The following is a 25,605-nucleotide window of genomic DNA, read 5'->3' as shown; positions in this document are numbered from 1 at the left end:
GCCGGGGAGTAAAATCCTCGGTCTTTTTTTTATTTCCGGAATCTTCATTAAAAGCCAATTGAGAATTTGTTATAATAGTTCTATTGTATTTATATTTTTGAGAGGTTTTCATATGGCGCATCAGACGGGAAGATTTGATTCATGGAATGTCGTTAATGAATTAAATGTTGAAAAAGAGTGTGACAAGTCTTTTTTTGTGAATAATGGTTCAGGAATACCAGCTGAAATAAGGTGGTTTTTTGATGCTGAGGAAATGACACCTGGGCAGAATAAAAATATTGCGCTGAGGTTTGGCGATAATATTTATGATGCCAGAATTAATAAGGAATCACATGAACTTGGGAGAACGAGGATTTTTTGGTCAGCTAATTTTTCAAAGGCTTTTGCTGCAAAGAAAAAGAAACCAGCAGATAAATTGATTGCTCGTTTTGAAAATGGATATGAAGGACTGACGGTTGAGCCATATTTAACAGAGGTGTCTTTATTTAATTCGAAGCAGATAACTGAATTGTTGAATAGTTTTTCAATAAAAAATCATATTGTTGAGCCTAATATGATTGCATTTGGTGATGATAATAGCAAGTCAAGAATGATCCACTTGCAAGATAATAGAAGATTTGTTCTTTATATTACTTATGAGGACTATAAGACTTTAGTAGAGTCTGAGGTATTAAAGAAAAATATAGTCAAGTTGAATGACAATGTAAGTGGAGCTTCTGAGCGTCAAATGGAGGAACAAGCCAGGCTTAATCCTGATCTCATATTTTGCGTTGCAGATGAAGAAAATGGAAGCGAATACAGGCCGCATAATATTTATATTTATTCGGATGATTCTTTAAAAGCGGTTATTAATTTCATAAGATCTGAGCTTCAGAAAAAGATTTCAGTAAATGATGCAATTTGGATTGCTACGGCTGTTATAGCGTATGAAAAGTATCATGTGGAAGGTACAAGAAGTATTGCTGGCTATGCCTTTTCACAGGCAGATATTATTAGGCGTGCTTCCGAATATACTGATGATAATGTAGATGCGGCAAGAGCAAGTCAGTGGTGCTGCGGAGATCATGACAACCATTCACATGCTTATTTAAGAGCGGTTGATTCAAAGCGTAGATTGTCTTTCCATAATGAATTTGCAGGGGAAGCATCAGAGCCCAGCGGTTTGGATATGTCAAAAACTATTCAAACTTCAGCAGGTGATGTTTCATTACAGCAATTATTTGATTTTGTTCATAAGGAGTATTCAGATATGGCAGATCAGGTGATACAAAAGACGGATATCGATTATAATGCGCCGCTTGAGTATATTGACCTACATGCTAAAGAAGCATATTCGGGTCCTGATAAGATTACAACAGAAGAAGAAAAAGTAAGGATATCAGCCTTGCGGGTAAGTGCTCAAAATGCTGTTGCCCAGATGAACAAGGTAATTGAGCTATGTGATAAGAGTTTCAAATTGAAGAGAGCTGCACAAGTTAAGTGGCTTGATGGAAGCAATACCAAAACAAAACATTATTTATGGGGGCAAATGAAATATGCCGATAGGCTAGACAACCCCATATCTATTTCAATATTTGTTGATAAAAATGCAGAGACATTACAGCCAAGGTATCGTATTAGTCTTGAAACTATGAATAAGGATTCAGACTTGGCTATGATGAAAAAATATCATAGCTATCTTGATATGGATCCTGATATTACGCATGAGCTTTCCTATGGTGCAGGAAGTAATGAAGCCGGTTACGTTGAAATTATTGACGATGATCTGGATACAATAAAAGAAAAAATTGAAGATGGTACATATAAAAAAGTACAGTACTGCAAGGTGATTAACCAGAATTCGGATTATTCTAATGAGGACTATGAGCGGTTGATTCTGGAAGGTGTAGAGGCGCTAATACCATATTACGAGCATGTGACCAGCGGTGAAAACGAGCAGTATTGGCCAAGTAAAGAAGAGTATGATCCGGGTATTACAACAGAACAGTGGATTGATCTTCTTAGAGATTCGACAGTGGTTTCGGAAAATAATTTGCAAATGTTATCCATGATGCTTGCCTATGGGAAGCCGGCTACATGCACACAATTTGCTGAAAGATTCGGGAAAACCAAGAATTTCTTTAATGCTGGGTCAGCATCACTTGCTAAGAAGGTCGCTGATAAAACAGGATGTCCGCTTCCACCGGAAAGAATTAATGAAAATGCTAAATGGTGGCCAATTCTTTATGTGGGTAGGTATGCTGCAGAAAATGAAAAAGGAAGTTATGTGTGGAAATTGCGAGAAGAGCTCAAAAACGCACTTACTCAAATAGAGATTCCTGAAATAGAAGGTGAAAACAATATGAATTCAGAGGAAAAAAACTTTAGCCTAAATACAATTTTGTATGGCCCGCCCGGGACAGGAAAGACATACAACACAGTTAAATATGCTGTAGCTATATGTGAGGAACAGCCGCTGTCCAATTATGATGACATGGATTATTCTGAAATACTCGAAAAGTATGAGTGGTTTAAAACCCAGGGGAGAATTGCGTTTACTACATTCCATCAGTCATATGGGTATGAAGAATTTATTGAGGGAATAAAGCCTGTACTTAGTGCGACAGAAGAAGCTGATGATTCAAAGGAAATAAAATATGATGTGGTACCAGGCTTATTCAAAAAGTTTTGTAAGAATGCTTCCACAAAGTGGGTAAGCGTGGGAAATACTATATTTAGCATGAATGAAAAAATCTGGAAGGTCACTGTTAGATCAAATGTGAAGAAAGACTGCTTTGACAATGACTACGTACGTGTTGACTATAATATAGATGATATAAACGCAGCTGGATTTGTAAATGATATTGAAGTTGGGGATATTATTATTACGACTGATGGCTCAAGATCTACGATAAATGGCATTGCTAAGGTTGTCGGCGAAGAAGCATACATGCTCAAAACAGAATCTGATAAGTTGACCAGGGATGTTAAATGGATTGCAAAGGATATAGATGAAAATATTGTTGGGATAAATTCAGATAAAATTCTTCATCGAATGACTGTAGCAAGAGTTCCACATATGAAAGTTGAGGATCTTGTTTCTGTAGTAGAGAATGTTAATCTTTACGATCTTGATGAAGTAGAAGCAGAAGAGGAAGTAAAAGGACCTTACGTATTTATTATTGATGAGATAAACCGAGGCAATATTTCAAAGATATTCGGTGAACTAATTACATTGATTGAGGATACTAAGCGTGCTGGTGCAGATGAAGCTATGGAAGCAATACTTCCATACTCAAATGAGCCTTTCAGTGTTCCTAATAATGTATATATTCTTGGAACCATGAATACGGCAGATAGGTCTATAGCTTTAATGGACACCGCTCTTAGGCGTAGATTCCAATTTGAGGAGATGATGCCTAACGCGCAGGTACTTCGTGATATTGGTGCAGATAAGGTGGAAGACCTGGATGTTGCAGCTATGCTTGAAAAGATTAACGAACGCATTTCCTTCCTATATGATAGGGAACACACAATAGGCCATGCTTTCTTTACCGGATTAAAAGATGATCCTACTGTTGAAAAGCTGGCAAGTATCTTCCAAAGATCAGTAATACCTCTACTACAGGAATATTTCTATGAGGATTATCAGAAGATACAGTTTGTTCTTGGAGATAATGCAAAGTCAGAGGATAAGTATAAATTTATTCAGGATGTGACTGTTGTTGCTAAAAATATATTCAAAGGAAGCGTAGATGATGTCATTGATCTTCCAGAGAAAAAGTATGTAATTAATACGGAAGCATTTATGGAGCTTCAGAGCTACAAAGAAATTATGTAAAAAGTGGTGACTCAATGGATAAGCTGTTAGAAGTTAGGGAGTTTGACTCCATCATAGGAAATGAAGATTATAAAGATTATGATAATTATAAGTACCTTGATAAAAAGGTATTTGAGGGACTTGTCAGCTTTATCCACGAGTATGCTGGGGATGATGAGAATTCTGATGCTTTGGAATTTATGAGGATAGGCTATAAGCGTAATGTTGGAGATGTAGTAACCATAAAGAATTATGTTGGGCTTATCCAGATGAAGAATGGATTCCAGGTTCAGGTGCTTCCTAAGATTGACTTTGGATATGGCGAAGATAGTTCAGCGAAAACAAAGAAAGTATTTCTTAAAATGCTCCGGAGCATGAAGGATTTTCCTTGCAAGGTTTTCAATGATGCATCTCTGAAGATTGATCGCATGAATCTTTATGAGATATTTATTAATATGTATCTGCAGGAAGTTCGACAACTTGTAAAGCGCGGGATCAGATCTAATTATGTTCGGCAAGAGGATAATCTTAGGTATTACAAAGGAAAGTTGATGATAAGTCAGCATTTAAAAGCAAATCTGGCTCATAAGGAGCGCTTTTACGTTGAGTTTGACGAATTCCACCCTAATTGCTCTGAAAATCGCATTGTTAAGGCGACTCTTTTAAAGCTGCAATCATTGACCAATAGTACAGAGAATTCAAAAGAGATAAGGCAGCTTCTTACTGCATTTGAAATGGTGGAGCCATCAACCAATTATGAGAAGGATTTCTCTAAGATTGTAATAAATCGTAGTACAAAGAAATATGAAATGCTAGTACAGTGGTCAAAAGTATTCCTGATGAATAAGAGCTTTGCTACCTTTACAGGAAGTACCAATTCAAGATCATTGTTGTTTCCAATGGAATCTGTTTATGAGAGTTATGTTGCTCAGCAGATGAAGAAAGTGTTTGGACCTGCTGGGTGGGATGTTTCTAGTCAGGATAAAGGGCATTATCTCTTTATGCAGCCTAGAAAGCAGTTTGCACTTAGGCCGGATATAGTAATTGAGAAAGATGGTCACAAGATTATTCTGGATACAAAATGGAAAAGGCTCTATAACAATGAGCGTATCAACTACGGAATATCCCAGGCTGACATGTATCAGATGTATGCGTATTCAAAAAAGTATAAAACTCCTGATATTTGGCTGCTATATCCTATAAATGAAGATATGAGAGCTCATGCCCCAATTGAGTTTGACAGCGGGGATGATACATACGTTAGACTGTTCTTTGTTGACGTAGCAAATATAGAAGCCAGCTTGGGAAATCTTATGTCTAGGATTGAATCAACGATCCAGGATATATAGGAAATATAATAGCTCTCAGAGTTTGTCAGCAGGAACTCTGAGAGCTTATCTAGGTAAAAGAAATGACTGTTGAATTTATGATACGTTTATAAGTTTACAAGAATGGCACTTTATGCGGATGTCTCCGTTTTCACCAGCAATCTCATATAACTTGTGGCCGCATCTGCGACATCTGGCCCAATTCTTTTCATCGATCCGCATTTTACCGTAACCATTTGAAAAGTCTTTGTTTTGGCTTGGAACTTGCAGATATGTCAGATTTGCAAGTTCACTAATATCTGGATTCATAATAACGATCTCCCTTCATTTTTTAAGACAACTACAAAACTCATAACTAGATAATACTCAAAATGGTGTCCAATAACTATACCACCAAAAATGCTATAATTTGTATAGTTGTTATAATGGTGTATAGTTTGACAGAGTCAAGGGGGATTTTCTATGGCGTATATTGATTTCGTTTTAAAAAGCTTTATTGGAGAGCATGCTGATATTATAATATTTTGGTTGGGGTATATCCGTTTGGTTGCAATTTTGTCAGTCCTTTTGCATGTTGTACTATTGAAGCATGAAATAGAGGAAGGGCAGTTGAGAATTCCTTATGAGCAGGATTGGCCATAAGAAGATTGAGGGGGGAGTTTAAGTGAAAACAGTTAAAGTAGTAGCCGCAGTTATTTATAAGGAAGGAAAAGTATATGCGACGCAGCGAGGCTACGGTGAGTTTAAGGATGGATGGGAGTTTCCTGGCGGAAAGATAGAAGAAGGTGAAACACCGGAGCAGGCTCTTGTAAGAGAAATAAAAGAGGAGCTCAATACGGATATTACGGTTGGGCGGTTTATTGGAGACGTAGAGTACGATTATCCGAAGTTTCACTTAGACATGCAGTGTTTTTTATGCGAAATAAAAGCAGGTACGCTGGAACTTAAGGAACACGAAGCAGCGAAGTGGCTAAGTGCGGATGAGGTTTACAGTGTGGATTGGCTTCCGGCGGATATAATAGTAATTCCAAGAATTAGGGAAGCGATAAAAAAATATAGTAGATAACAATAAAGAGGGCAATGGCATGATAAATCCATATATATGGGAATTATATAAGAATGCTGAGGGAAAGAAAGTAATCGATATTTTTCGTGAGTGCTTATATAGCAAGATTTCAGATGAGTATATTGATACCATTAGTAATTTGCGAGAGTATTACTGTGCGAATTCTAGTGCTGTTGAAGTTGCAAAAGCAGATCTCTCAAGGTTAAAACAAAATATACGATATGATAGTTCAGTTGAAAAAACAAATGAAGATGTGGACTTATACATTGCTGGTGAAGATATAGATGAGTGTTTTACTGATTTTTATAATCAAATATTTGAAAAAGATGAAAAAGATACATTTCTATATTTTATAAATACTATTGAGTATGAAACCACTCGCTTAGCAATTATGTGGCCAGGATTATTTGTACCTTATTATTTTTTATTTAATTATAATGTGTTAACCAAGATAGCTGAAACATTTGACATTACGCTTCCTGAAATACCATTGAAAACTGATATTAAAGGAAGGATGTGGCACTATGTCGAATTGTGCAAGAGTTTAAATAACTTCAGAAAAGAAAACAACCTTTCGGTGTATGAATTATGTGCTTTTATTTATGATTTTGCTCCTAAATATATAGGTGGCCAAAAAAGCTATATAATTGATGATCTTCCTGAGCCAAGGGGAGCATACTTTATTGGTGGTGATGGAAACAATCAGGATAGTGTAGCAGAGGAAGACGAGAATAATGTTATACGATGGCAATGCAGCCCAGATACACGTGCAGGAGACATGATTGTAATGTATCTTCGTACTCCGATCAGCGCTATATCATCAATTTGGAGAGCTAGATCGGTAGGTTTTATAGATCCGTTCTTCTGGTATTATAGATGCACATATATTGGTAACCCTGTAAAAGTAAAGCGAATACCGATAGATAAGATAAAAAAAGATAAGGTTTTAAAGGAATTACCGATAGTTAAAAAGAATATGCAGGGAATAAATGGTGTGGAAATTAAGCCATCTGATTATAACTATATTGTAGAGAAAACAAAGGCGAATGTGCCTAAACTTGAGAGTGTTTTTGAAGTGAGTACCAGTGAATATGCCAGTGAAAAAGCCGTTGAAGACGCTTTAATAAAGCCTATTATTAAAATGTTGGGTTATGATGAAAACGAATATAGACAACAAATATATATTGAAATAGGTAATCATAACTATGCGTTGATACCAGATTTTGTTCTGGCACCATCTGTTTCAAAGGGGCATTATTCTGGATATGTTATTATTGAGGCCAAGCGAAGTATAACAACAGAAAAACAGCTGGAAGAAGCAAAGACGCAGGCAAGAAGCTATGCGAAGATAATGGGAGCAAAATATTCTTCGATTGCATCTCAGGAGGGAATATGGGTCACTTCATCTAAGGATGATTATTCGAAGAATATCTTTTCTGCGTCATGGGATGAATTAAAGAACGAAGACAAATTTCATGTGTTACAGCAATTACTTGGAAATATGTAACTGAATCAATTGTTATTGACTCTGGAACCATAGTATTTATAATTATCAAAATGGCTATGTTTCTGAGAGATGTTTGGTAAATGCGAAAAAATAAAAAAACAAGCAAAATATTCTAAATTTGACATACAATTCAGAACATTATATATTAAATGAAATCAATACCCTTGGAGTAATCTGAGGGTATTTTTTATACTATCGCACATTTAATAGGGGCATAAGATAAATATTTGTTTCATGCTATATATTGTATTTAAATAAAACATAAGCACAATATATAGTGTTGGAGGTGGGGGATGGAATAGTCATTGAGACCAGATCCGCCAACTACCTTATAGATGGCGGAAGCACCTCTAAAAAGAACATCGCCAAATATCAGCTCATACCATTTTTATCCTACAGAGGTATAGGAAAACTGGATGCGGTGATTGTAACTCACGAGGATGAGGACCATATAAGCGGAATAATAGAGCTTATGGATGAGATGGAAAGTGCAGGCAGTATAAGGATAAGAAAACTGATTCTTCCTGCGGTAAGCGCAGATTCCAAAGGGGACAATTACAGAATTCTGGAAAGAAAAGCCGCTGAGCAGGGAATACCGGTTTCGTACATAAGCAGGGGAGACAGGATAAGGAATGATGCCATAGATATCACATGCATTGGGCCTGTTAAGAATATGTACACCGATGAACCCAATGCCTATTCCACAGTACTTTATATAAAAAAGGGCAGCTTTAAGGGGCTTTTTACCGGGGATGTGGATGGTAAAGGACAGGAGCTTCTAAGAGACTATGTGAAGGAAAACAGAGAAGAATTCAAGGACATAACGCTTTTGAAGGTTGCCCACCATGGGAGCAGGTACACAACCGACGAAGAATTTTTAAATATCATAAATCCAAGAATTTCGATAATAAGCTGTGGAATCAATAATAAATACAATCATCCACACAAGGAATTGCTGGAAAGACTTGAAAATACTGGCTCTTTGGTATATGTAACCGCTGAAAAAGGCGCTATTATGTCATTTTTTGAACAGGAAAAAGTAAAAGTAAAAACATGCCTAGATTAGTGAGATATGCATAATGGTTTGGGGAGTGTTCGAGAAAATGAGGCTTTGTCAAGTACGAGTTTTGAACAGAACCGTGCATATCCCGTAAACACAGGGTTTCAGACGTACTATATAATGAGACATGTGAGGAAAGACAGAGGTGAGGGATGAAAAAAATTTTTGCAGGCGCGATTCTTGTATTCGTGATTCTGCTAGAAGCATTTTGTTCTACCGAAACGGTATATGCTTCAACGGCTGAAAATCAATCAGCTTCTTATGAGTTGGCAGGGGAATTGGAAACGACAACTGAAAATGAGACAGAGGTTGAAGAGGATGCTGAGGTTCTCGGAGCGAAGAGAGACCAGACTGATCGATTCATCATCGGTATAGAGATAGCTATCTCACTAACATTTTTAGTAGGCCTTATAGCTGCTAGTCATGGGGCTGAAGTTAAATGAGCTAGGTATGAAAATCTATATATATATATATTAAAAGACGCGGACAGGGGAGTCCGCGTTTTTGCTTTTTATATGATCTCTATTGATTTATAACCTTTGTTAACAAGAATGTTCTCAACTGCGTAAATATCGTCAGTGTGCATTACCATAATGGGAAGTCCGGATTCACGGTTGAAGGACAGATAAATATAATTGACGTTTATGTTGCTCTCATATAATGACTTAAGGATATTATCAAGAGCACCAACTGCATCGGGACACTCAATACCAAGAACATGAGTGGTCTTGCAGATATAACCCTCTGCACCAAGTACAGCTATACATTTTTCAGGATCTGAAACAACCATTCTGATTATGCCGTATTCTGCAGAATCATTAGTTACTGATCCGAGAATGTTGATATCATTTTTTCTAAGAATGCCGGTGATATTCTGAAAACATCCTTTTTTGTTTTCAGCGTAGATAGAAACCTGTTTTAACATAATTTATCCTCCCACAAAACTTTGTATAAAACGATTAGCATGCGAGCATGCACACATTTATGACTTTTAACGTCTATATCATGTTATAATATACAACATATTGTAATAACGGGGCAAGGGAAGAATATGGCAGCTAGTAAAACATCAGACTACAAAGTAAAGGCTGAAAAGATAAAACAGGATATCCAGACAGGGACCTTCAGACCGGCATATCTTGTATATGGGGACGAGGCGTATCTGAGAAAACAGAACAGGGATAAGCTTAAGGTCGCCCTTCTTGGAAGCGGAGATGCCATGAATATGCAGCATTATGAAGGTGCGGGCATCAATCCCTTAGAGGTTATCGATATGGCAGAGACCTTGCCGTTCTTTGCCGAGCGCCGAGTGATAGTTATTGAGGACAGCGGCTTTTTTAAAAACGGATGCCCTGAACTTGCTGACTATCTTAAGCATCAGTCAGAGACCACGGTTTTCCTGTTTGTGGAATCCGCTGTTGATAAGCGCAAGGATATGTACAAGGCTGTTACGAAGACAGGACTTGATATAAACTGCGAGACCCCTGATGAGCAGCAGCTCTACAAGTGGGTTGCCATGAAAATGAAAAGCGAAGGCTTTGCAATATCCGCAAGAACAATTTCCTACTTCATAAGCCGTGTCGGAACCGACATGTCCAACATGGTCCATGAGATGGAAAAGCTTGTGAGCTACTGTCTTGGAAGGACAGAGATCACTGAGAAGGACGTGGATGCTGTCTGCGCAAACTGGCTTACCAGCAGGATCTTCGAGATGACGGATGCCATCGTAATGAAAAATCAGGCAAAGGCCATGAATATATATTATGAGCTTCTTGCTTTAAAGACTGCGCCTGAGCAGATTCTCGCCCTTATCATGAGACAGTTTAATCAGCTTTTGTCAGCCAAGGAGATGGCTGATCTTGGCGTTGGTAAAGGTGTTGCAGCGTCAAAGCTTGGTGTTCCGCCCTTTGTTGCGGATAAGATTATGGGATGGACCAGGAGCTATTCCATGAAGGATTTAAAGGACTCGCTTAACATGTGCCTTGAAAGTGATGAGGCGGTTAAGACAGGACGCCTCGACAGGATCATAAGTGTCGAGATGATTATAGTAAAAGCCTCGTCAAGATAGTAATACCATGCGCCAAGCAGGGCTTTTTATGGTATAATCGAGAAGCGAGTTTCTTATGATATAGGAAATTTCTCCGAAATTCCTATATCATAAGAAGCGCTCCGCTATGGATGCGCACTCGCGCGATAGGAATATGTTGCCTTCAGCAACCGCGTCTACGTTCCACTTCGGTCGTTGCAAAGCAGATGTCCCCCGGACATCTTGCAACGGCGCGAGAATGTCGCAAGCGACATTCTATCTTGTATTTAGGAGGATTTTGTTTTGAACAGACCAAAACCGCAGGAATTATACAGACATTTTAAAGGCGGAAAGTATCAGATCATCACTATCGCAAGGGATGCTGATACAGGTGAAGAGCAGGTGGTATATCAGGCTCTTTACGGCGACTATACTATATATTGCAGATCTCTTAAGGAATTCACATCTGAGGTTGACAGGGAGAGATATCCGGGCCCTGATCAGAGAATGAGATTTGAGCTGTTTACTCCCGATGAGACTGAGGCAGCAGGGGAAGCCAAGGTGCACGCCGAGGCTGATAAAAAGCCTGCATTTACAGATGCAGAGAAAAAGCCGGCACCTTCCGAGACAGAGAGAAAGTCTTCTCTTTCTGAGACCTTCAAGAAGTCTCCACTGTTCGAAACAGAAAAGAAGGTTACGCCGGAGACAGATAAAAAGCCTGAGACCTCTGAGGATGAGGAAAAGGCTGAGATTAACGAGAATTACATGAATCGTACCATTGAGGAAGAGGCAGAGAGCTTTGGCATGAATCCTCTTGTTGTAAAGTTCCTTGACGCCAGCAATTCAGGAGAGAGAATTGAAGTCCTCAGTCAGATCAGACCTGTTGTTACAAATGACATGATCGACATTATGGCAATGGCCATGGATACAGAGATTCCCGGAGATGACCCGGATTTAAGATGCAGTGAATTAAAGGAATTCCTGCTGACAAAGCAGAAGTTTGAAGTTACCAGACTTCGTGGACTGTAATATGAATTTTTAAGGAGAAATGGAAAAAGATGAAGTTACTTAGCATAACAGTACCCTGTTATAATTCGCAGGATTATATGAGAAAATGTATAGATTCACTTCTTGTTGGTGGAGAGGACGTTGAGATCCTTATAGTTGATGATGGTTCAAAGGACAACACAGCAGCAATCGCTGATGAGTATGCCGAGAAATATCCCACCATCTGCAAAGCTATTCATAAAAAGAACGGTGGACACGGTTCAGCGGTTAATACAGGTCTTGAGAACGCTACAGGTCTGTACTTCAAGGTTGTCGACAGTGACGACTGGGTAAAGGAGATCGCTTACAGAAAAATACTTACAACTCTTGAGGACTTTGTTGCAGGAAGTGAGAGACTTGACCTTCTTATCAGCAACTTTGTATATAACAAGGAAGGTGAGCAGCGTCATAAGGTAATGCGCTACAACAGAATGTTCCCCATCGAGGAGCTCTTCACCTGGAATGATGTAAAGAAGATCACCATTGGTCATTATCTTCTTATGCACTCAGTAATTTTCAGAACCAAGCTCCTTCGTGACTGCGGTCTTAAGCTTCCGGAGCACACCTTCTATGTGGACAATATTTACGTATTTAATCCGCTGCCCTTCGTTAAGACCATGTACTACCTGGATGTAAACTTCTATTACTACTACATCGGAAGAGCAGATCAGTCTGTAAACCAGGAGATCATGATCTCAAGACTTGATCAGCAGGTACGTGTAAATAAGCTTATGGTTGATTATTACGTTGAGAATATCGGAATGATCAGATCCAATAAAAAGCGTTACCGCTACATGTTCAATTACCTGGAAATCATTACAGCGATTTCAACAATCCTTATGCTCGCATCAGGAACCAAGGAAAATCTTGAGAAGCGTAAGGAACTTATGAAATATATTAAGAACAGAAGCTTTTTGTTGTACGCTAAGCTTCGCTACAGAATCGAGGGGGTATTCGTATACCTTCCCGGAAAGGGCGGAAGAAAGATCACACTTACCGGATATAAGATTGCACAGAAGCTTTACAACTTTAATTAACCTATTGCAGGGCAAAAACATCAAAAAACCTCATGGCTGTGCTTGCACAAAGCCATGAGGTTTTTTTGATGTTTTTAAGGGGCGGTAGCCCCAAAACGAGGAATCTTTGATTCCGAGTCTGCAACAGGTTACTCCTCTTCCTCATCAGAAGTCAAAATGGATATAAGTGCATTCGCCAATGAATCTAACTTATTACCCTCATAATCAATTTCTGTTTTGCCATCCTTGTACTGGTGAACAGCATCAGTAATACCTTCGGGATCAAACCAGGGAACGCTGTTAAAATCCAGAAGTGACGTCATCATATTAAGATCAGGTACTGTTGCTGTTTCATTGGAGATGAACTGACCATTCTCCATTTTACCGAGCTTGAGCATTCCTGAAAATGAGCCATTATATCCATAGGCATCGACGTAGTTACCTACAACACAGTCGCCTCCGCCGGGTCTTGTTCCGATAATTTTTGCAAGATCGTATTGCTGTGCAAAATATGGAAGGGCATTTCCGCAGGAATAGGAGGAAGGACTTGTCATAATAAAGAAGTCATATTGACCGCCATATCCATCATTATCATCTGCGATACCATCAAGATTGGTATCAACGTGGTAACATTCCTCACGGTAGGATTTTGATACAAGATCAAGGTTAGTGATCTTTACCTCGCCATCCTTAGAGAGGAAGCCAAGGATAGTAATCAGTGCAGAGGCTGCTCCGCCGCCATTGTTTGATAGATTGATGACTACATTTTTAACGTCCTTATGAGTTTTGATATCCTCAAAGCAGTTATAGAAAAATACAAAATTGTTTTCGGCTATATCATCCTCTGTCATGGGATCAAGATAGAAGGATGGATCTCTTTTAGGATTATCTTTGAAGACGTCAAAGTAGATAACTGCAGTATCATCAACATAATCCAGTCGTTCATGACCATAATTTTCAGGAAGCGTCTTACTGAAATACGTTGACCATGCCATTGTAGGAGCGATTTCCGGGATTTTGAAGCCTTTTTCGATAAGAGCTCCCATGAGAGCATTGCCAAGAGCATCCGGTTCTTCGTTCCCACTATCCTCGTCATCATCGAATAACTTATTTCCTTCTTCTGAATCCTTCACATTGTTAATTATTTCTTCAGCCTGTGAACTGTCTGCTTCTGCTACATCGCCAAAAACGTTTTTGATTCCTAAAAATGCATCATGACCTGAATCGAAAAGGTAGAAGAATACAAGAGTTTCAGCTACTGCTACTGAGGAAAAATCTGTAGAGCATAGGGATTCTTTCGCATTGATTCTGGTAAAGTACTCATCAAAAGTGGTGATGTTTCTCTCTTCCTTGTGACCAAAATATAAATCCAGTAAAAGACAGATGGAATAATAGTTATAGTTTGCATAATCCTGCGTAGGAGTACCTTTTTCGCTAAAAGGTCCGGTATATAGTGCGTTTGCGTAGGGCAGGGTTTCCAGATCCACATTCTCATGTGTCATAGTATATGAGGAAATGGCAGAGACGTTGTAATAGTCCTTACCATTGTAAACAAGAACATTGCTCCAGCAGATGGCTCCTAAGGTATTCTGAAGTGCCAAAAACGGCATAAGAACGTCATCCTCAAATGGCATTACGGGCATATTATAATCATCCAGTGAAATGGTGATTGGCTCAGGGGCTGTTTGTGTAGATTTGTTTTTAAGAGATGTGGTAACCACATTCATCTCTTCAACCTCTAAGATAGCACCATCAACCAGACTGTCAGATCGGAATCTGGAAGGGTTTTCAATATAAACAGTATCTGAAGCAGGATCTATGGAAGCCTTTGTGTCATTACGTGTAATATAAAGAACTCCGTCTTCAAAAGATAAATAAGCCTTTTTTTCGAATACGATATGCACATAATCGGATGCTTTAACAAAGGGCACATCCTCAAAGCCTTTGACAGAATAGGTCGGCATTATGTAATACTGACCAAGACTGGTGCCTGTGTAAACTCTGCTGTCTTCCCAAAGCAGAGTAATATCTCCGGAGGGCACATCTTCCTCTGCACCTCCTTTTATTTCAGGAGCTGCTTCGGCTTTTTGTGTTTCTTCTTTAGTTTCTTTGTTTTCTTCTTCCTTTGTATCTGCCTCAGAAGTGGTCTCTTCCGGAGCATCCTTTTTTGTGGAGGGCTCTTTGGCAACAGTTTCCTCTGAGGAGGATTCTGCTGAAGCAGAAACAGACTTGGTGTCAGCATCGGAATCAGTAGTGGACGCACTGTTTGCAGCTGGACTGCTGCAGGCAATGGCAGATGATATCATAGCAATAGATAAGATACAACTTATAACGCGTTTGAATTTCATTGATTACCACCTTTCGTTATTTCGTTAATGCCTACATACAATGATTATAGTGTATATAAAAGGTGGAATGGCGGAGTTTAGCCTTTTTTAATAAAAAAATAAAAATAAAAAAAGTGCTAAAAAGCACTTTTTTTATAGTAATACCTTTCCGGTTTTAATTCTTTCATTATGACGGTGATAAGCATTTACAACAAGCTCACTCTTGTAAACCACAAGGTTAGTTGCTACTGCAAAGATAATTCCGCCCAGCACATCGATTACTGAGTGCTGCTTCAAAAACATAGTTGAAAGGATGACCGATATGCAGAAAATAAGTGATCCGCCCTTGAGCCACTTGCTAAAACGCTTGGAATTGGTAACTGCCAGGTGTGTTCCGATCGCGTTATACACGTGGATACTGGGCCATAGATTAGTGGGTGTATCGGTCTTATACAGGTTAGCAACCAGATGAGTAAAGATATTGTCTCTGGGCATAACCGTGGGCCTTAAGTACTGTATGTTAGGCCAAATGGACGATATTATCAAAAACAGTGTCATTCCCGTAAAGAAGAATGCTGCATTCTTAAAGAAGTCCTCCATGTCGTACATGAGAAGGAACAGGAAAAAGAAGAATGCACAATATGCAAACCACCCTAAATAAGGAATGATAAATATCTCAAGGAAGGGAATCTTATCATCCAAGGTGGAATGAATAACTGTGTAATGCAACTCCTTGGTACCTTCCAAGTGGAAAAACCATGTTAGATAAACAAAACCATAAATGATTACCGGGATAAGGCATCTGATGGTATCTTCAAGTCGTTCTTTGGTCCAAGGCTTGTCAAACCATTTTGATGTTCTTTTTTTCATATAACTTTTCACCTTATTACGCTAAGCAGTGTTTGTACTATCGACTTCTAATATATCGCAAGGAGTGACATTTTTCAAATTAAAAACTGTACAAAAATCATAAAAAAAGTATAAATTTCTGTGCGTTTTTCACGATAAGAGGTTTAGTTTTTGTTTATAACAGCTAAGGGTAATGGAGTCGGACTTAAGAAGCACTTCTCCATCGGTGTGTACCCAGAGCGGAAGAGCAGTGGTTATCTTTATTTCTTTAGCTCTTATGTGATATATGCCGGGCTGTCCGTAGTGTTTACCAAAATAAGCCATGGGTAGAGCTTTGAAGATTTGTCCTGTAGACATATCACCACCTGCTATAAGGTCGAAATACCCATCCTGAAGATCCGCATCGGGAGCAAAGTTAAATCCGCCACCCTCGTAGTGATGGATCATGGCTGCTGCAAATATCAGGTGATCAAAGTGAAGCTTCTGGCCGTCATCTGTCTCAATGTCACATGCGGGCTGATCAGCGTGAAGTATCTGTCTTACTGCGACAATGCCGTAGGTTGCTTTTCCAAGACCTATTTTATTAAGAGTGTTTTTTGTCTTTGAGGACAGGGCCTCCTCACACACGGCAGCATCGAAGCCGATACCTGCACTTACGTCAAAGCGTCTGTCTGATTCTATGCGCTCATCGTGGAGTCTCGACAAAGTTTTGGTCATATGGTCGTAGTGAACATTACCTATGTCCAGCTTTCTTACAATCTCACCCTTTAGAATCTGATCGATAAGCTCCTCGGTTTTCCTGGGGAATCCCAGATCCCTTACGAAATCATTGCCGGAACCAAGGGGGACAACACCCAGGCGGACATTGTCAAAATCCTGGATTCCCGATACTACCTCATTTAAGGTTCCATCGCCGCCCATAACAACAAGGTTTACAGGCTCTGAAGGTTTATCCCCTTCGGAGGCAGACTTTTCAGTGAGGCGCTTTACAACGCTCATGGCATGGCCCGGTCCCTTGGTGAAAACTACCTTATAGGGAATACCAGAAAGACGGCATTTTTCCTCAAACATATTGTAAATATTCTTCCCGTGACCTGATCTTGCAGAGGGATTTACTATGCAATAAAACATGGATTTCAGACTCCCATAAAAACTTTTTTAATATCATAGGAAATTGCTTTCCTATGATATTAAAACGCTCCGCGTGGATGCGCACTCGCGCGAATGGAATATGTTGCATTCTGCAACCGCGCTCGGCGCGAGAATTTCGCAAGCGAAATTCTTTCTTGTATTATAGCATAAGCTTTGACACCTATATTATTATGTGCTATGATACATCACAATTGCTTTAGCACATTAAAACGTCAAATTATCGAAGTGGAGGAAAATGCCGGTATGTATTCATTAGATGAAGTAAAAAATGTTGATCCTGATATCGCTGACCTTATTGTAGAAGAGATGCAGCGTCAGAACGATCATATTGAGCTGATCGCATCAGAGAACTGGGTTAGTAAGGCTGTTATGGCAGCTATGGGTAGCCCCCTTACAAACAAGTACGCAGAGGGACTTCCCGGAAAGCGTTATTATGGTGGATGTCAGGTAGTTGATAAGGTTGAGAACATTGCAAGAGACAGAGCTAAGGAACTTTTCCATTGTGATTATGCAAATGTTCAGCCTCATTCAGGTGCGCAGGCTAACCTTGCGGTTCAGTTCGCACTCCTTAAGCCCGGCGACACTATTCTCGGCATGAACCTCAGTCAGGGCGGACACCTTTCACACGGAAGCCCGGCTAATATTTCCGGTACTTATTATAATGTAGTAGCATATGGTGTTGATGAAAATGGTTTCATCGACTACGACGAGGTTATCAGACTTGCTAAGGAGCACCAGCCCAAGCTTATCATTGCAGGTGCTTCAGCTTACTGCAGAACAATTGATTTTGCCAAGTTCAGAGAGGCAGCAGATGCCTGTGGCGCTGTACTTATGGCTGATATCGCTCACATTGCAGGACTTGTTGCTGCAGGTGTTCATCCCAGCCCGTTCCCTTATGCAGATGTTGTTACAACAACAACTCACAAGACTCTCAGAGGACCCAGAGGAGGACTTATTCTCTGGAACCAGGCTGCACAGGATAAGTACAAGTTCAACAAGGCTGTATTCCCCGGAATCCAGGGCGGTCCTCTTGAGCACGTGGTTGCAGCTAAGGCTGTATGCTTCAAGGAAGCACTTGATCCTTCATTCGTTGAATATCAGAAGCAGATCGTTAAGAACGCAAAGGCACTCAGCGAAGGCCTTATGAAGAGAGGAGTTCAGATCGTTTCAGGCGGAACAGATAACCACCTTATGCTCATCGACCTGACTAACTTCGATCTCACAGGAAAGGATGTTGAGGCATGGCTTGACGATGCACACATCACAGCTAACAAGAACACAATTCCTAACGAGAAGCAGTCACCCTTCGTTACAAGCGGAATCAGACTTGGTACTCCTGCTGTTACAACCCGCGGAATGAACGAAGATGATATGGATAAAATTGCAGAGGCAATTTCCATTGTTATCAAGGGTAAGGGTGAAAAGAACGATGAGGCAAGAGCAATCATCAAGGAATTAACTGCAAAATATCCTTTAATTTAAAAAATTTATAAAAAGGAAGAGCTGGCCTAAAATTGTTTATAATTTAGGCCAGCTTTTTTTATACTTTATTTCGAGAAGAAAAAACGGTATTTTGAATTGTGCGAATATTATGACTTTTGCAAACAATTTATCAGAAAACCGAAATTAATCTTCGGAATAATCTAATTACAAAAATAAAATTTAAAAAATGTATTGACAATTAAAAAATACATGTGTATAATGCGATTAAAGATAAGAGAAAGAGAGAACTTCTTTCAAAGACTTCAGCATCGAGGCTGAAAGAAATGGAGGTATGGTCCAAAGGGAACTTAAGTTTTTACTCTAAATCTTAGTTTTACAAAATTTTTCGGAAAGGAAGGTATAGTCCGCCGAACTATTTAGTTAACACCACAAACAATAGTGAATTTCCAACACAACGAGCTTAAGTACATGACATAGTGGCGAAGAACTAGCCGTCGAACTAGCCGTCACAGCATACGAGTGCAAAGGTTAATGGAAAGGGCAGAGTTGAGAAATTGGAGGTAAGTCCATTGGACAACGAATCACAATTTGAACATGTGTAAGGGCGAATGTATAGATGAGATGCATTCGCCCTTATACTTTGTGTAGACATATTGCGGTTGTTCATTGATTTGTATGTCAAAAGAGGCTTAATATCTGGAATTTTATAATCAAAATATTGTTTTTTGGCTCTATGACGCACTTCTTGAAAAACACAAAATATTGTGGTTTCATTCTCTCTTTTTGGTAGAACTTGTGTGATTTGTATGTTATAATAAATACAAGTTTTAAGGGGATTTTCCATGGGGAGGATGTATGGAAGATAAAATGAATAATAATGTTGGCTCTGAGAGAAATACTCGCAGAGAACTTAGAAGACAGCGCAGGATCAAGGCACAGATTACCGCTTATGCCATAACAGGTGTTTTAGGAATATCAGTTGTATCCGGCGCATTTTTTACGGTTTCTAAGATCGTTCATGCCGTAAAAGCATATAATGCGCAGGTAGAGGAGACAGTGGCTGAAGCCAGAGAGGTGGATGTCGAGCCCGCAGCAGTGGCTTCTCCTGATGAGAATATAACTGATTCTGAGGTTATGAGTAATGACAGCATGCTGGATCACATCGTTGATACCTGCATATCAGAGATGCCTTTGGAGGATAAGGTTGCCGGACTTTTCATGATCACTCCGGAACAGCTTACCGGCTCTGATGCTGTTATTAAGGCGGGTAATACTACTCAGGACGCACTTTCCACATACGCTGTAGGCGGTCTGTTCTATGTATCCAAGAACATCAAGGATGAAGCTCAGATCAAGGATATGCTCAGTTCTACAGCATCTATGAGTAAGTATCCGTTATTTATTTCAACAGTAGAGGTTGGAGGAGAGAAGAGTATCGTAGCTAATGCTCTTTCACTTGGTGCAGTAGCATCACCTTCAGAGCTTGGCGCATCAGGTAATCCCGATGAAGCATACAATACAGCTTCTAAGGTGGCTGATTATCTTGAGGGCTACGGCTTCAATATGAACCTCGGTGTTAATGCGAATCTTGCAGATGGGGGCAACTCCTTCGGAACAGATTCTCAGGTGGTTTCATCAATGGTTGCCAAGACCGTTGAGGGCTTACAGACATTCGGAGTTTCCGCTTGCCTTCAGTATTTCCCGGAGACCATTAACAGTGGTAATGATGCAGAGGGACTTGCTGATGTACTTGCACCCTTTAAGGCAGGTATCGATGCAGGAGCAAGCATGATAATGGTATGTACAGCACCTTCTATGGGACTTACAGGAGATGATACACCTTCATGCCTCAGTCCTACAGTTATTCAGGATGTACTTCGTGGACAGCTCGGATACGACGGAATCATTATCACCGATTCTCTTTCAGATTTGGCTGACAGATATTCATCTGCTGATGCAGCAGTAGCAGCAATCCAGGCAGGTGCAGACATGATCTTCATTCCTGCCGACTTCGTAGAGAGCTATCAGGGTGTTCTTGCAGCAGTACAGAACGGAACCATTTCAGAGGACAGAATTAACGAATCTTTAAAGCGTATTTATAGAGTAAAATATGCCGGAAGAGTTGATGAGATAACAAATGAATAAATATAGGAAAGCTCCTTCCTATACATAAAAGTGCCGCCGCATCAGTAAAGTACTGATTGCGGCGGCTATTCTTAAGTACGCCTTTCGGCGGACGTTCACTCTTCATCAAATAAAGGAATCCATTATTGATGAAAAGTCTGTGTTTGTAAATCCTGTCTTAGAGTAGGTGGATGAGGAGGAAGCTGCTCTTGAAGCAGAGGTTTCAAGGCTGGTTGCTGCCTGAGATACCTTGTAGCCAAAGCCTGCTTTCTGAGTAAATACATTCTGTATTGCTTCCGCACCTGCTGCCTGGAGCTTGTCCTTATCAAGGGAAAGCTTGCCGTTGTCCTTTACAGTAATTCCAATGGATGAAAGCTCGCTCTTATAGGAGCTTGTTACCTTGCCAAGATAGTCGGCTCTTGTACTGGTAGTCACATCCGATACACCTGAGGATGAATCCAGAAGACTGTTGTAGTCCTTTATAAAACTGGAAACAGCACTGGCGATCTTGGAAGTATTGTAATCGTAAACCTTTGATTCATTTCCGTCCTCGTCCTTAACTGTCTGCCAGGATTTGGAATAAACGGAATCATCACCGGTCTTGGTCAGCTTGTCTATGTCAGAGGTAACGGTCTTGGCACCTGAAGAAATAGCGGAGTACTGCTTTTTCTCAGCTGCTTTTGACTTCTCTGTTGTGGTCTCTGTATTTGTTCTTGAACTCTTATCCGTCTTTTCGGAGGAATCAGAGTTTTCATTTCCTATTTTTTTATAATATGCTGATACAAGCTTGCCATAGCTTCCGTTTCTAATGGAAGAATAATCGGATAGCATACTGGATAAGCCTGACATGATGTTGTTTGAAGAGCTTGCTCCCGGCAGACTGCTGAACAAGCTGGAATAGTCCATATTTACATTTATTCCCATACAAATCACTCCTTTGATCTTCGGGAATGTATTCCCTGGAAAACAGCATCCGTGCTGTATGTATAATATCTCTAATTAATTATTACCTCTAAAAGTGCAAATATTCAAATGAAAAGACCATTAACAGTATTAAGAATGTGTAAAAATGTGCGCTTTTGCGACTTTCGTAGTCTATATAAACAGTTTACAAATATCATCTTGCTAGTGTAAAATGAAGTGAATATCTAATATAGAAAGAGGCTATGAAGGTTTTATGTCATCAATAATTCAAAGTGATCAGGTTTTTAATAACGAAGTTTCCTTTTGCAAGGTTTATAGCAAGGAAAGTAAGAAAATATTAGAAGAGCGTTTCCTGGCGAATCGTATCTCTTATTATATTGACTGGCATGATAAGAGCTTTTTTCAGCGTATTTTCGGCGGCGACAAGGATAAAATCTTATGTACTGTCCGCATAAACAGAGCTGATGTTGATCGTGCGAGAGATCTTGTTCAGGGTCTTGAGGATGTGAAAATAAGAGATTTTAGCGGGAAGGCTAAAAGCAGCAAAAACAGTAAGAACAGTAAGAACGGCAAGAATAAACCCAAGAAATAATAATGACCTCCGGCTTTGACCGGAGGTTTTTGAGACTAAAGGAAATGTGATATATGAGAAAAGAAGGTTCATCACCAAAGAAAGAAACAACAAGAGCACCCAGAGCTACAGGAGCTAAGAAGTCTGGAATGACAGGAAAAGCAGGAGCTAAGAAAACTGCTGATGCTAAAAAGGTACCTAATGCCAGAGGAGTCGGAGCCAGAAAAAATGTGAAGAAGGCTGATGATAAGAAGGCCGGAATCTGTCCTGTATCCAAGAAGTGCGGCGGCTGCCAGATGATCGACGTTCCCTACAAGGAGCAGATAAAGCGCAAGCACAAGAGAGTGGAGGAGCTTGTGGGCAAATTTGGCAAGGTCGAGCCCTTCATTGAGATGGATAAGCCTGAGCACTACAGATGCAAGGTGCATGCGGTGTTTACCCATGACAGAAAGGGCAACCCCATATCAGGCATATATAAAGAAGGAACCCATGACGTTGTTCCGGTTAATGAATGTTATCTTGAGAATGAAAAGGCAGATGCGATCATCGCAACTATCCGTGGAATGCTTAAGTCCTTTAAGATAAAGACCTTTGATGAGGACAATGGCTATGGTCTTTTCCGTCATGTCCTGATAAGAGTTGGACACAACACAGGTGAGATCATGGTTGTGCTTGTCCTTACTTCACCGATTCTTCCTTCCAAGAATAACTTTGTTAAGGCGCTTCTAGGGGAGCACCCTGAGATAACAACAATCGTTATAAACGTCAATGATAAGCGCACCAGTATGATCCTTGGCGACAAGGAGAAGGCTATCTACGGTCCTGGATTTATATATGATACTGTCTGCGGAATGAAGTTTAAGATATCTCCGAAGTCCTTCTATCAGGTAAACCCTGTTCAGACAGAGAAGCTTTATTCCAAGGCTGTTGAGCTGGCAGGACTTACAGGAAAAGAGACAGTCCTCGACTGCTACTGCGGTGTTGGAACAATCGGTATCATCGCAAGTCCTCACGCAGGCGAAGTTATCGGAGTTGAGCTTAATAAGGATGCCGTTCGTGATGCGAGAATCAATGCAAAAATGAACGAAATTAAGAATATAACCATCTATGAAAATGACGCCAGCCGCTTTATGGTCCAGATGGCAGAAGCCGGAGACCACGCCGATGTTGTCTTCATGGACCCGCCTCGTGCAGGCTCTACCGAGATTTTTATGGACTCAATGTTCAAGCTGAATCCTGACCGCGTGGTATATATTTCCTGCAGTCCCGACTCGCTTGCAAGAGATCTCGAGTACTTAACAAAGAACGGATATAAGGCAGACAGAATTATTCCTGTTGATATGTTTCCTTTTACAAGGTCATGTGAAACAGTCGTTCTTTTAACGAGAACGACCGGTAGGGAATTTCGAGTTTAGAGCAGAACGAGCACTGCTGTTTGCACATATATTGTAGACAAATGGGAGAAAGCATAAACATGATATTTTAACTAAGGTAGGAGGTTACAAATGGAGAATTCTAAGGTTTATTTTACTGATTTCAGAACGGTTCTGGAGCAGAGTCAGGGAGTCAAGCTGCAGAAGTTATGCAGAAAAGCTGGAATAGGAGATATTGATTTTGAAGGAAAGTTTGTAGCCATCAAGATGCACTTTGGTGAGCTTGGAAACTTTTCATACATAAGACCAAACTATGTAAAGGCAGTGGCAGACCTTATTAAGGAGCTGGGCGGCAAACCGTTCCTTACAGACTGCAACACCTTATATCCCGGAAGCCGCAAGAACGCTGTTGATCACCTCTACAACGCAGAGGTAAATGGCTTTAACAGTGTGACAACAGGCTGCTACGTAATCATAGCAGACGGACTTAAGGGCACGGATGAAGCAACCGTAGAGGTGCCAAACGGCGAGTACTGCAAGGAGGCTTACATCGGAAGAGCTCTGTATGATGCTGATGTAATCATTTCCCTTTCGCACTTTAAGGGACATGAGATGACAGGCTTTGGCGGTGCTATCAAGAACATCGGAATGGGCGGCGGAAGCCGTGCAGGAAAAATGATCCAGCACAATGATGGCAAGCCTATAGTTAATCCCGACCTTTGCAGAAGCTGTAAGCTGTGCGCAAGAGAATGCGGCTCTGATGCCATTTCTTACGAGACAGGTAAGGCAGTGATAAATCAGGATCTTTGTAAGGGCTGTGGCCGCTGTATCGGCGCCTGCGCTTTTGATGCTATCAGCAATCAGAGCGGAACTGCTCTTGAGTCACTTTGCTGCAAGATGGCTGAATACACAGCAGCTATCTGCAATGGAAAGCCCTGCTTCCATATAACACTTATCATGGATGTGTCACCTAACTGTGACTGCCACGGAGAGAATGATGCACCTATTCTTCCTAATATAGGAATGCTCGCTTCCTTTGATCCGGTTGCTCTCGATCAGGCATGCGCTGATCTTTGCCAGAAGGCTGAGCCTATTCGTAACAGCCAGCTGGGAGATAACCTTGCTAAGGAGGGCTGGCATCATCACCACGATCATTTCCTTGATTCCAACCCCAACATCAAGTGGAAGGAAACTCTTGAGCATGGCGAGAAGATCGGACTTGGAACAAGGGAGTATGAGCTTATAAAGCTTTGATCCAAGGGGAGGATTAGGATTATGGCTGATATCGTAGAAGAGATAAGGGAGGAGCTTTTTAAGCTTCAGGATGAAAAATATCGCGATTTTCAGGTAAAGCTGATTCCCGGGAAGGACACCGATACAATGATCGGTGTCCGGACTCCGGATTTAAGAAAATACGCAAAGACTCTAGGAAAGAACGACAAAATTGAAGATTTTTTAAATAACCTTCCTCATAAATATTTTGATGAGGATCAGCTTCATGCCTTCATAATTTCTGAAATGAAGGACTACGGAAAATGCATGGAGGAAACAGAGAAGTTCCTTCCTTACGTAGATAACTGGGCAACCTGCGATCAGATGTCGCCCAAAATTTTCAAAAAACATAAAACAGAATTACTTGAAGCAATAACGGAATGGATAAAGTCGGATAAGACCTATACAATAAGGTTCTCAATCGGAATGCTCATGCAGCATTTTATGGATGAGGACTTTGACGTAGCCTATCCCGAGATGGTAGCTGGTGTAAGGAGCGAGGAATACTATGTGAACATGATGATCGCATGGTATTTTGCGACGGCTCTTGCTAAGCAGTACGAGACCATACTTCCGTTTATTGAGGGAAAGAAGCTTGATACCTGGACTCACAATAAGGCGATCCAGAAATCTGTTGAAAGCTACAGGATTACTCCGGAGCAGAAGGACTATCTTAGAAGCCTTAAAATCAGGTAAAAAGCAGTTTCAGATATATTTTAAA

22 protein-coding genes are annotated in these 25,605 nt (G+C 40.3%); 16 read left to right on the top strand and 6 right to left on the bottom strand.

What is annotated here, in order from left to right; translation table 11 throughout:
• The first annotated feature begins 112 nt into the window (after nucleotides 1–112).
• Entirely contained in the window at nucleotides 113–3,820 is a 3,708-nt protein-coding gene (locus G601_RS26775; protein WP_051205641.1) for an AAA family ATPase, read from the top strand.
• A gap of 14 nt (nucleotides 3,821–3,834) precedes the next feature.
• Nucleotides 3,835–5,148 carry an McrC family protein gene (locus G601_RS0106100; RefSeq protein WP_026664819.1) on the top strand — a complete coding sequence of 438 codons (1,314 nt, stop codon included), beginning with the start codon at nucleotides 3,835–3,837 and terminating at the stop codon, nucleotides 5,146–5,148.
• A gap of 75 nt (nucleotides 5,149–5,223) precedes the next feature.
• On the opposite strand, the gene G601_RS0106095 is transcribed toward G601_RS0106100, so the two are convergent.
• Nucleotides 5,224–5,436: a hypothetical protein gene (locus tag G601_RS0106095; protein WP_026664818.1), complete on the bottom strand. Its 213-nt coding sequence runs from the start codon at nucleotides 5,434–5,436 to the stop codon at nucleotides 5,224–5,226.
• 153 nt (nucleotides 5,437–5,589) lie between these two features.
• Between G601_RS0106095 and G601_RS0106090 the strand changes: the two genes are divergently transcribed.
• The 5 genes from G601_RS0106090 (at nucleotide 5,590) to G601_RS0106070 (ending at nucleotide 9,203) form a co-directional block, all read left to right on the top strand.
• Nucleotides 5,590–5,769 carry a hypothetical protein gene (locus G601_RS0106090; protein ID WP_026664817.1) on the top strand — a complete coding sequence of 60 codons (180 nt, stop codon included), beginning with the start codon at nucleotides 5,590–5,592 and terminating at the stop codon, nucleotides 5,767–5,769.
• Nucleotides 5,770–5,791: 22 nt separating this feature from the next.
• Nucleotides 5,792–6,193 carry a (deoxy)nucleoside triphosphate pyrophosphohydrolase gene (locus G601_RS0106085; RefSeq protein ID WP_026664816.1) on the top strand — a complete coding sequence of 134 codons (402 nt, stop codon included), beginning with the start codon at nucleotides 5,792–5,794 and terminating at the stop codon, nucleotides 6,191–6,193.
• Nucleotides 6,194–6,212: 19 nt separating this feature from the next.
• Nucleotides 6,213–7,700: a hypothetical protein gene (locus G601_RS0106080; protein WP_026664815.1), complete on the top strand. Its 1,488-nt coding sequence runs from the start codon at nucleotides 6,213–6,215 to the stop codon at nucleotides 7,698–7,700.
• A gap of 286 nt (nucleotides 7,701–7,986) precedes the next feature.
• The gene (locus tag G601_RS22185) at nucleotides 7,987–8,766 is read left to right on the top strand and encodes a ComEC/Rec2 family competence protein (RefSeq protein ID WP_196808824.1); all 780 of its coding nucleotides are present in this window, start codon (nucleotides 7,987–7,989) and stop codon (nucleotides 8,764–8,766) included.
• Between the two features lie 146 nt (nucleotides 8,767–8,912).
• Nucleotides 8,913–9,203, top strand: coding sequence for a hypothetical protein (locus G601_RS0106070; protein WP_026664814.1), 291 nt, complete (start codon nucleotides 8,913–8,915; stop codon nucleotides 9,201–9,203).
• A 68-nt stretch (nucleotides 9,204–9,271) separates the two neighbouring features.
• Here the strand turns inward: G601_RS0106070 and G601_RS0106065 are convergent, their stop codons facing one another.
• On the bottom strand, nucleotides 9,272–9,685 hold the full coding sequence (locus tag G601_RS0106065; protein WP_026493349.1) for an amino acid-binding protein: 414 nt from the start codon (nucleotides 9,683–9,685) through the stop codon (nucleotides 9,272–9,274).
• Between the two features lie 126 nt (nucleotides 9,686–9,811).
• Here G601_RS0106065 and holA point away from each other — a divergent pair, with 126 nt between their 5' ends.
• The 3 genes from holA (at nucleotide 9,812) to G601_RS0106050 (ending at nucleotide 12,870) form a co-directional block, all read left to right on the top strand.
• A complete protein-coding gene (gene holA / locus G601_RS0106060; protein WP_051205639.1) occupies nucleotides 9,812–10,828 on the top strand; it encodes a DNA polymerase III subunit delta in 1,017 nt (338 codons plus the stop codon).
• A gap of 261 nt (nucleotides 10,829–11,089) precedes the next feature.
• Complete coding sequence (locus tag G601_RS0106055; protein ID WP_026664812.1) at nucleotides 11,090–11,815, top strand: DUF1653 domain-containing protein; 726 nt, start codon at nucleotides 11,090–11,092, stop codon at nucleotides 11,813–11,815.
• Nucleotides 11,816–11,844: 29 nt separating this feature from the next.
• On the top strand, nucleotides 11,845–12,870 hold the full coding sequence (locus G601_RS0106050) for a glycosyltransferase family 2 protein (protein ID WP_026493352.1): 1,026 nt from the start codon (nucleotides 11,845–11,847) through the stop codon (nucleotides 12,868–12,870).
• Nucleotides 12,871–12,998: 128 nt separating this feature from the next.
• On the opposite strand, the gene G601_RS0106045 is transcribed toward G601_RS0106050, so the two are convergent.
• The 3 genes from G601_RS0106045 to G601_RS0106035 all read right to left on the bottom strand — a co-directional run bounded on the left by G601_RS0106045 (nucleotide 12,999) and on the right by G601_RS0106035 (nucleotide 17,156).
• Entirely contained in the window at nucleotides 12,999–15,197 is a 2,199-nt protein-coding gene (locus G601_RS0106045) for a S41 family peptidase (RefSeq protein WP_026664811.1), read from the bottom strand.
• 132 nt (nucleotides 15,198–15,329) lie between these two features.
• Nucleotides 15,330–16,046, bottom strand: coding sequence for a phosphatase PAP2 family protein (locus tag G601_RS22180; RefSeq protein WP_026664810.1), 717 nt, complete (start codon nucleotides 16,044–16,046; stop codon nucleotides 15,330–15,332).
• Between the two features lie 129 nt (nucleotides 16,047–16,175).
• Nucleotides 16,176–17,156 carry a diacylglycerol/lipid kinase family protein gene (locus G601_RS0106035; protein ID WP_026664809.1) on the bottom strand — a complete coding sequence of 327 codons (981 nt, stop codon included), beginning with the start codon at nucleotides 17,154–17,156 and terminating at the stop codon, nucleotides 16,176–16,178.
• A gap of 264 nt (nucleotides 17,157–17,420) precedes the next feature.
• Between G601_RS0106035 and glyA the strand changes: the two genes are divergently transcribed.
• A complete protein-coding gene (glyA, locus tag G601_RS0106030; protein ID WP_026493356.1) occupies nucleotides 17,421–18,659 on the top strand; it encodes a serine hydroxymethyltransferase in 1,239 nt (412 codons plus the stop codon).
• 816 nt (nucleotides 18,660–19,475) lie between these two features.
• Nucleotides 19,476–20,765, top strand: coding sequence for a glycoside hydrolase family 3 N-terminal domain-containing protein (locus G601_RS22175; RefSeq protein WP_051205638.1), 1,290 nt, complete (start codon nucleotides 19,476–19,478; stop codon nucleotides 20,763–20,765).
• A 105-nt stretch (nucleotides 20,766–20,870) separates the two neighbouring features.
• On the opposite strand, the gene fliD is transcribed toward G601_RS22175, so the two are convergent.
• Nucleotides 20,871–21,668 carry a flagellar filament capping protein FliD gene (gene fliD / locus G601_RS0106020; protein WP_026664808.1) on the bottom strand — a complete coding sequence of 266 codons (798 nt, stop codon included), beginning with the start codon at nucleotides 21,666–21,668 and terminating at the stop codon, nucleotides 20,871–20,873.
• A 253-nt stretch (nucleotides 21,669–21,921) separates the two neighbouring features.
• On the opposite strand from fliD, the gene G601_RS0106015 reads away from it, so the two are divergent.
• The 4 genes from G601_RS0106015 to G601_RS0106000 all read left to right on the top strand — a co-directional run bounded on the left by G601_RS0106015 (nucleotide 21,922) and on the right by G601_RS0106000 (nucleotide 25,580).
• The gene (locus tag G601_RS0106015) at nucleotides 21,922–22,260 is read left to right on the top strand and encodes a hypothetical protein (RefSeq protein ID WP_026493358.1); all 339 of its coding nucleotides are present in this window, start codon (nucleotides 21,922–21,924) and stop codon (nucleotides 22,258–22,260) included.
• A 53-nt stretch (nucleotides 22,261–22,313) separates the two neighbouring features.
• Nucleotides 22,314–23,654: a 23S rRNA (uracil(1939)-C(5))-methyltransferase RlmD gene (gene rlmD, locus G601_RS22170; RefSeq protein ID WP_081673407.1), complete on the top strand. Its 1,341-nt coding sequence runs from the start codon at nucleotides 22,314–22,316 to the stop codon at nucleotides 23,652–23,654.
• A gap of 90 nt (nucleotides 23,655–23,744) precedes the next feature.
• Nucleotides 23,745–24,866 (top strand): DUF362 domain-containing protein, encoded by a 1,122-nt coding sequence (locus G601_RS0106005; protein ID WP_026493359.1) that lies wholly within the window; start codon nucleotides 23,745–23,747, stop codon nucleotides 24,864–24,866.
• Nucleotides 24,867–24,887: 21 nt separating this feature from the next.
• Nucleotides 24,888–25,580 (top strand): DNA alkylation repair protein, encoded by a 693-nt coding sequence (locus tag G601_RS0106000; RefSeq protein ID WP_035790411.1) that lies wholly within the window; start codon nucleotides 24,888–24,890, stop codon nucleotides 25,578–25,580.
• The last annotated feature ends 25 nt before the right edge of the window (nucleotides 25,581–25,605 follow it).

The sequence above is a fragment of the Butyrivibrio sp. FC2001 genome, assembly GCF_000424125.1.
GTDB lineage: Bacteria > Bacillota > Clostridia > Lachnospirales > Lachnospiraceae > Butyrivibrio.
Note: the sequence above shows the minus strand (reverse complement) of the source record. Positions and strands in the feature narration are given on the sequence as shown.

What these genes read in the sequence shown, in the direction of transcription:
- G601_RS0106065 (WP_026493349.1), bottom strand. Translation starts at nt 9,685, where the DNA reads ATGTTAAAACAGGTTTCTATCTACGCTGAAAACAAAAAAGGATGTTTT.
- rlmD (WP_081673407.1), top strand. Translation starts at nt 22,314, where the DNA reads ATGAGAAAAGAAGGTTCATCACCAAAGAAAGAAACAACAAGAGCACCC.
- G601_RS22175 (WP_051205638.1), top strand. Translation starts at nt 19,476, where the DNA reads ATGGAAGATAAAATGAATAATAATGTTGGCTCTGAGAGAAATACTCGC.
- G601_RS0106050 (WP_026493352.1), top strand. Translation starts at nt 11,845, where the DNA reads ATGAAGTTACTTAGCATAACAGTACCCTGTTATAATTCGCAGGATTAT.
- G601_RS0106090 (WP_026664817.1), top strand. Translation starts at nt 5,590, where the DNA reads ATGGCGTATATTGATTTCGTTTTAAAAAGCTTTATTGGAGAGCATGCT.
- G601_RS0106070 (WP_026664814.1), top strand. Translation starts at nt 8,913, where the DNA reads ATGAAAAAAATTTTTGCAGGCGCGATTCTTGTATTCGTGATTCTGCTA.
- G601_RS26775 (WP_051205641.1), top strand. Translation starts at nt 113, where the DNA reads ATGGCGCATCAGACGGGAAGATTTGATTCATGGAATGTCGTTAATGAA.
- glyA (WP_026493356.1), top strand. Translation starts at nt 17,421, where the DNA reads ATGTATTCATTAGATGAAGTAAAAAATGTTGATCCTGATATCGCTGAC.
- G601_RS0106000 (WP_035790411.1), top strand. Translation starts at nt 24,888, where the DNA reads ATGGCTGATATCGTAGAAGAGATAAGGGAGGAGCTTTTTAAGCTTCAG.
- fliD (WP_026664808.1), bottom strand. Translation starts at nt 21,668, where the DNA reads ATGGGAATAAATGTAAATATGGACTATTCCAGCTTGTTCAGCAGTCTG.
- holA (WP_051205639.1), top strand. Translation starts at nt 9,812, where the DNA reads ATGGCAGCTAGTAAAACATCAGACTACAAAGTAAAGGCTGAAAAGATA.
- G601_RS0106045 (WP_026664811.1), bottom strand. Translation starts at nt 15,197, where the DNA reads ATGAAATTCAAACGCGTTATAAGTTGTATCTTATCTATTGCTATGATA.
- G601_RS0106100 (WP_026664819.1), top strand. Translation starts at nt 3,835, where the DNA reads ATGGATAAGCTGTTAGAAGTTAGGGAGTTTGACTCCATCATAGGAAAT.
- G601_RS0106035 (WP_026664809.1), bottom strand. Translation starts at nt 17,156, where the DNA reads ATGTTTTATTGCATAGTAAATCCCTCTGCAAGATCAGGTCACGGGAAG.
- G601_RS0106080 (WP_026664815.1), top strand. Translation starts at nt 6,213, where the DNA reads ATGATAAATCCATATATATGGGAATTATATAAGAATGCTGAGGGAAAG.
- G601_RS0106095 (WP_026664818.1), bottom strand. Translation starts at nt 5,436, where the DNA reads ATGAATCCAGATATTAGTGAACTTGCAAATCTGACATATCTGCAAGTT.
- G601_RS22180 (WP_026664810.1), bottom strand. Translation starts at nt 16,046, where the DNA reads ATGAAAAAAAGAACATCAAAATGGTTTGACAAGCCTTGGACCAAAGAA.
- G601_RS0106015 (WP_026493358.1), top strand. Translation starts at nt 21,922, where the DNA reads ATGTCATCAATAATTCAAAGTGATCAGGTTTTTAATAACGAAGTTTCC.
- G601_RS0106005 (WP_026493359.1), top strand. Translation starts at nt 23,745, where the DNA reads ATGGAGAATTCTAAGGTTTATTTTACTGATTTCAGAACGGTTCTGGAG.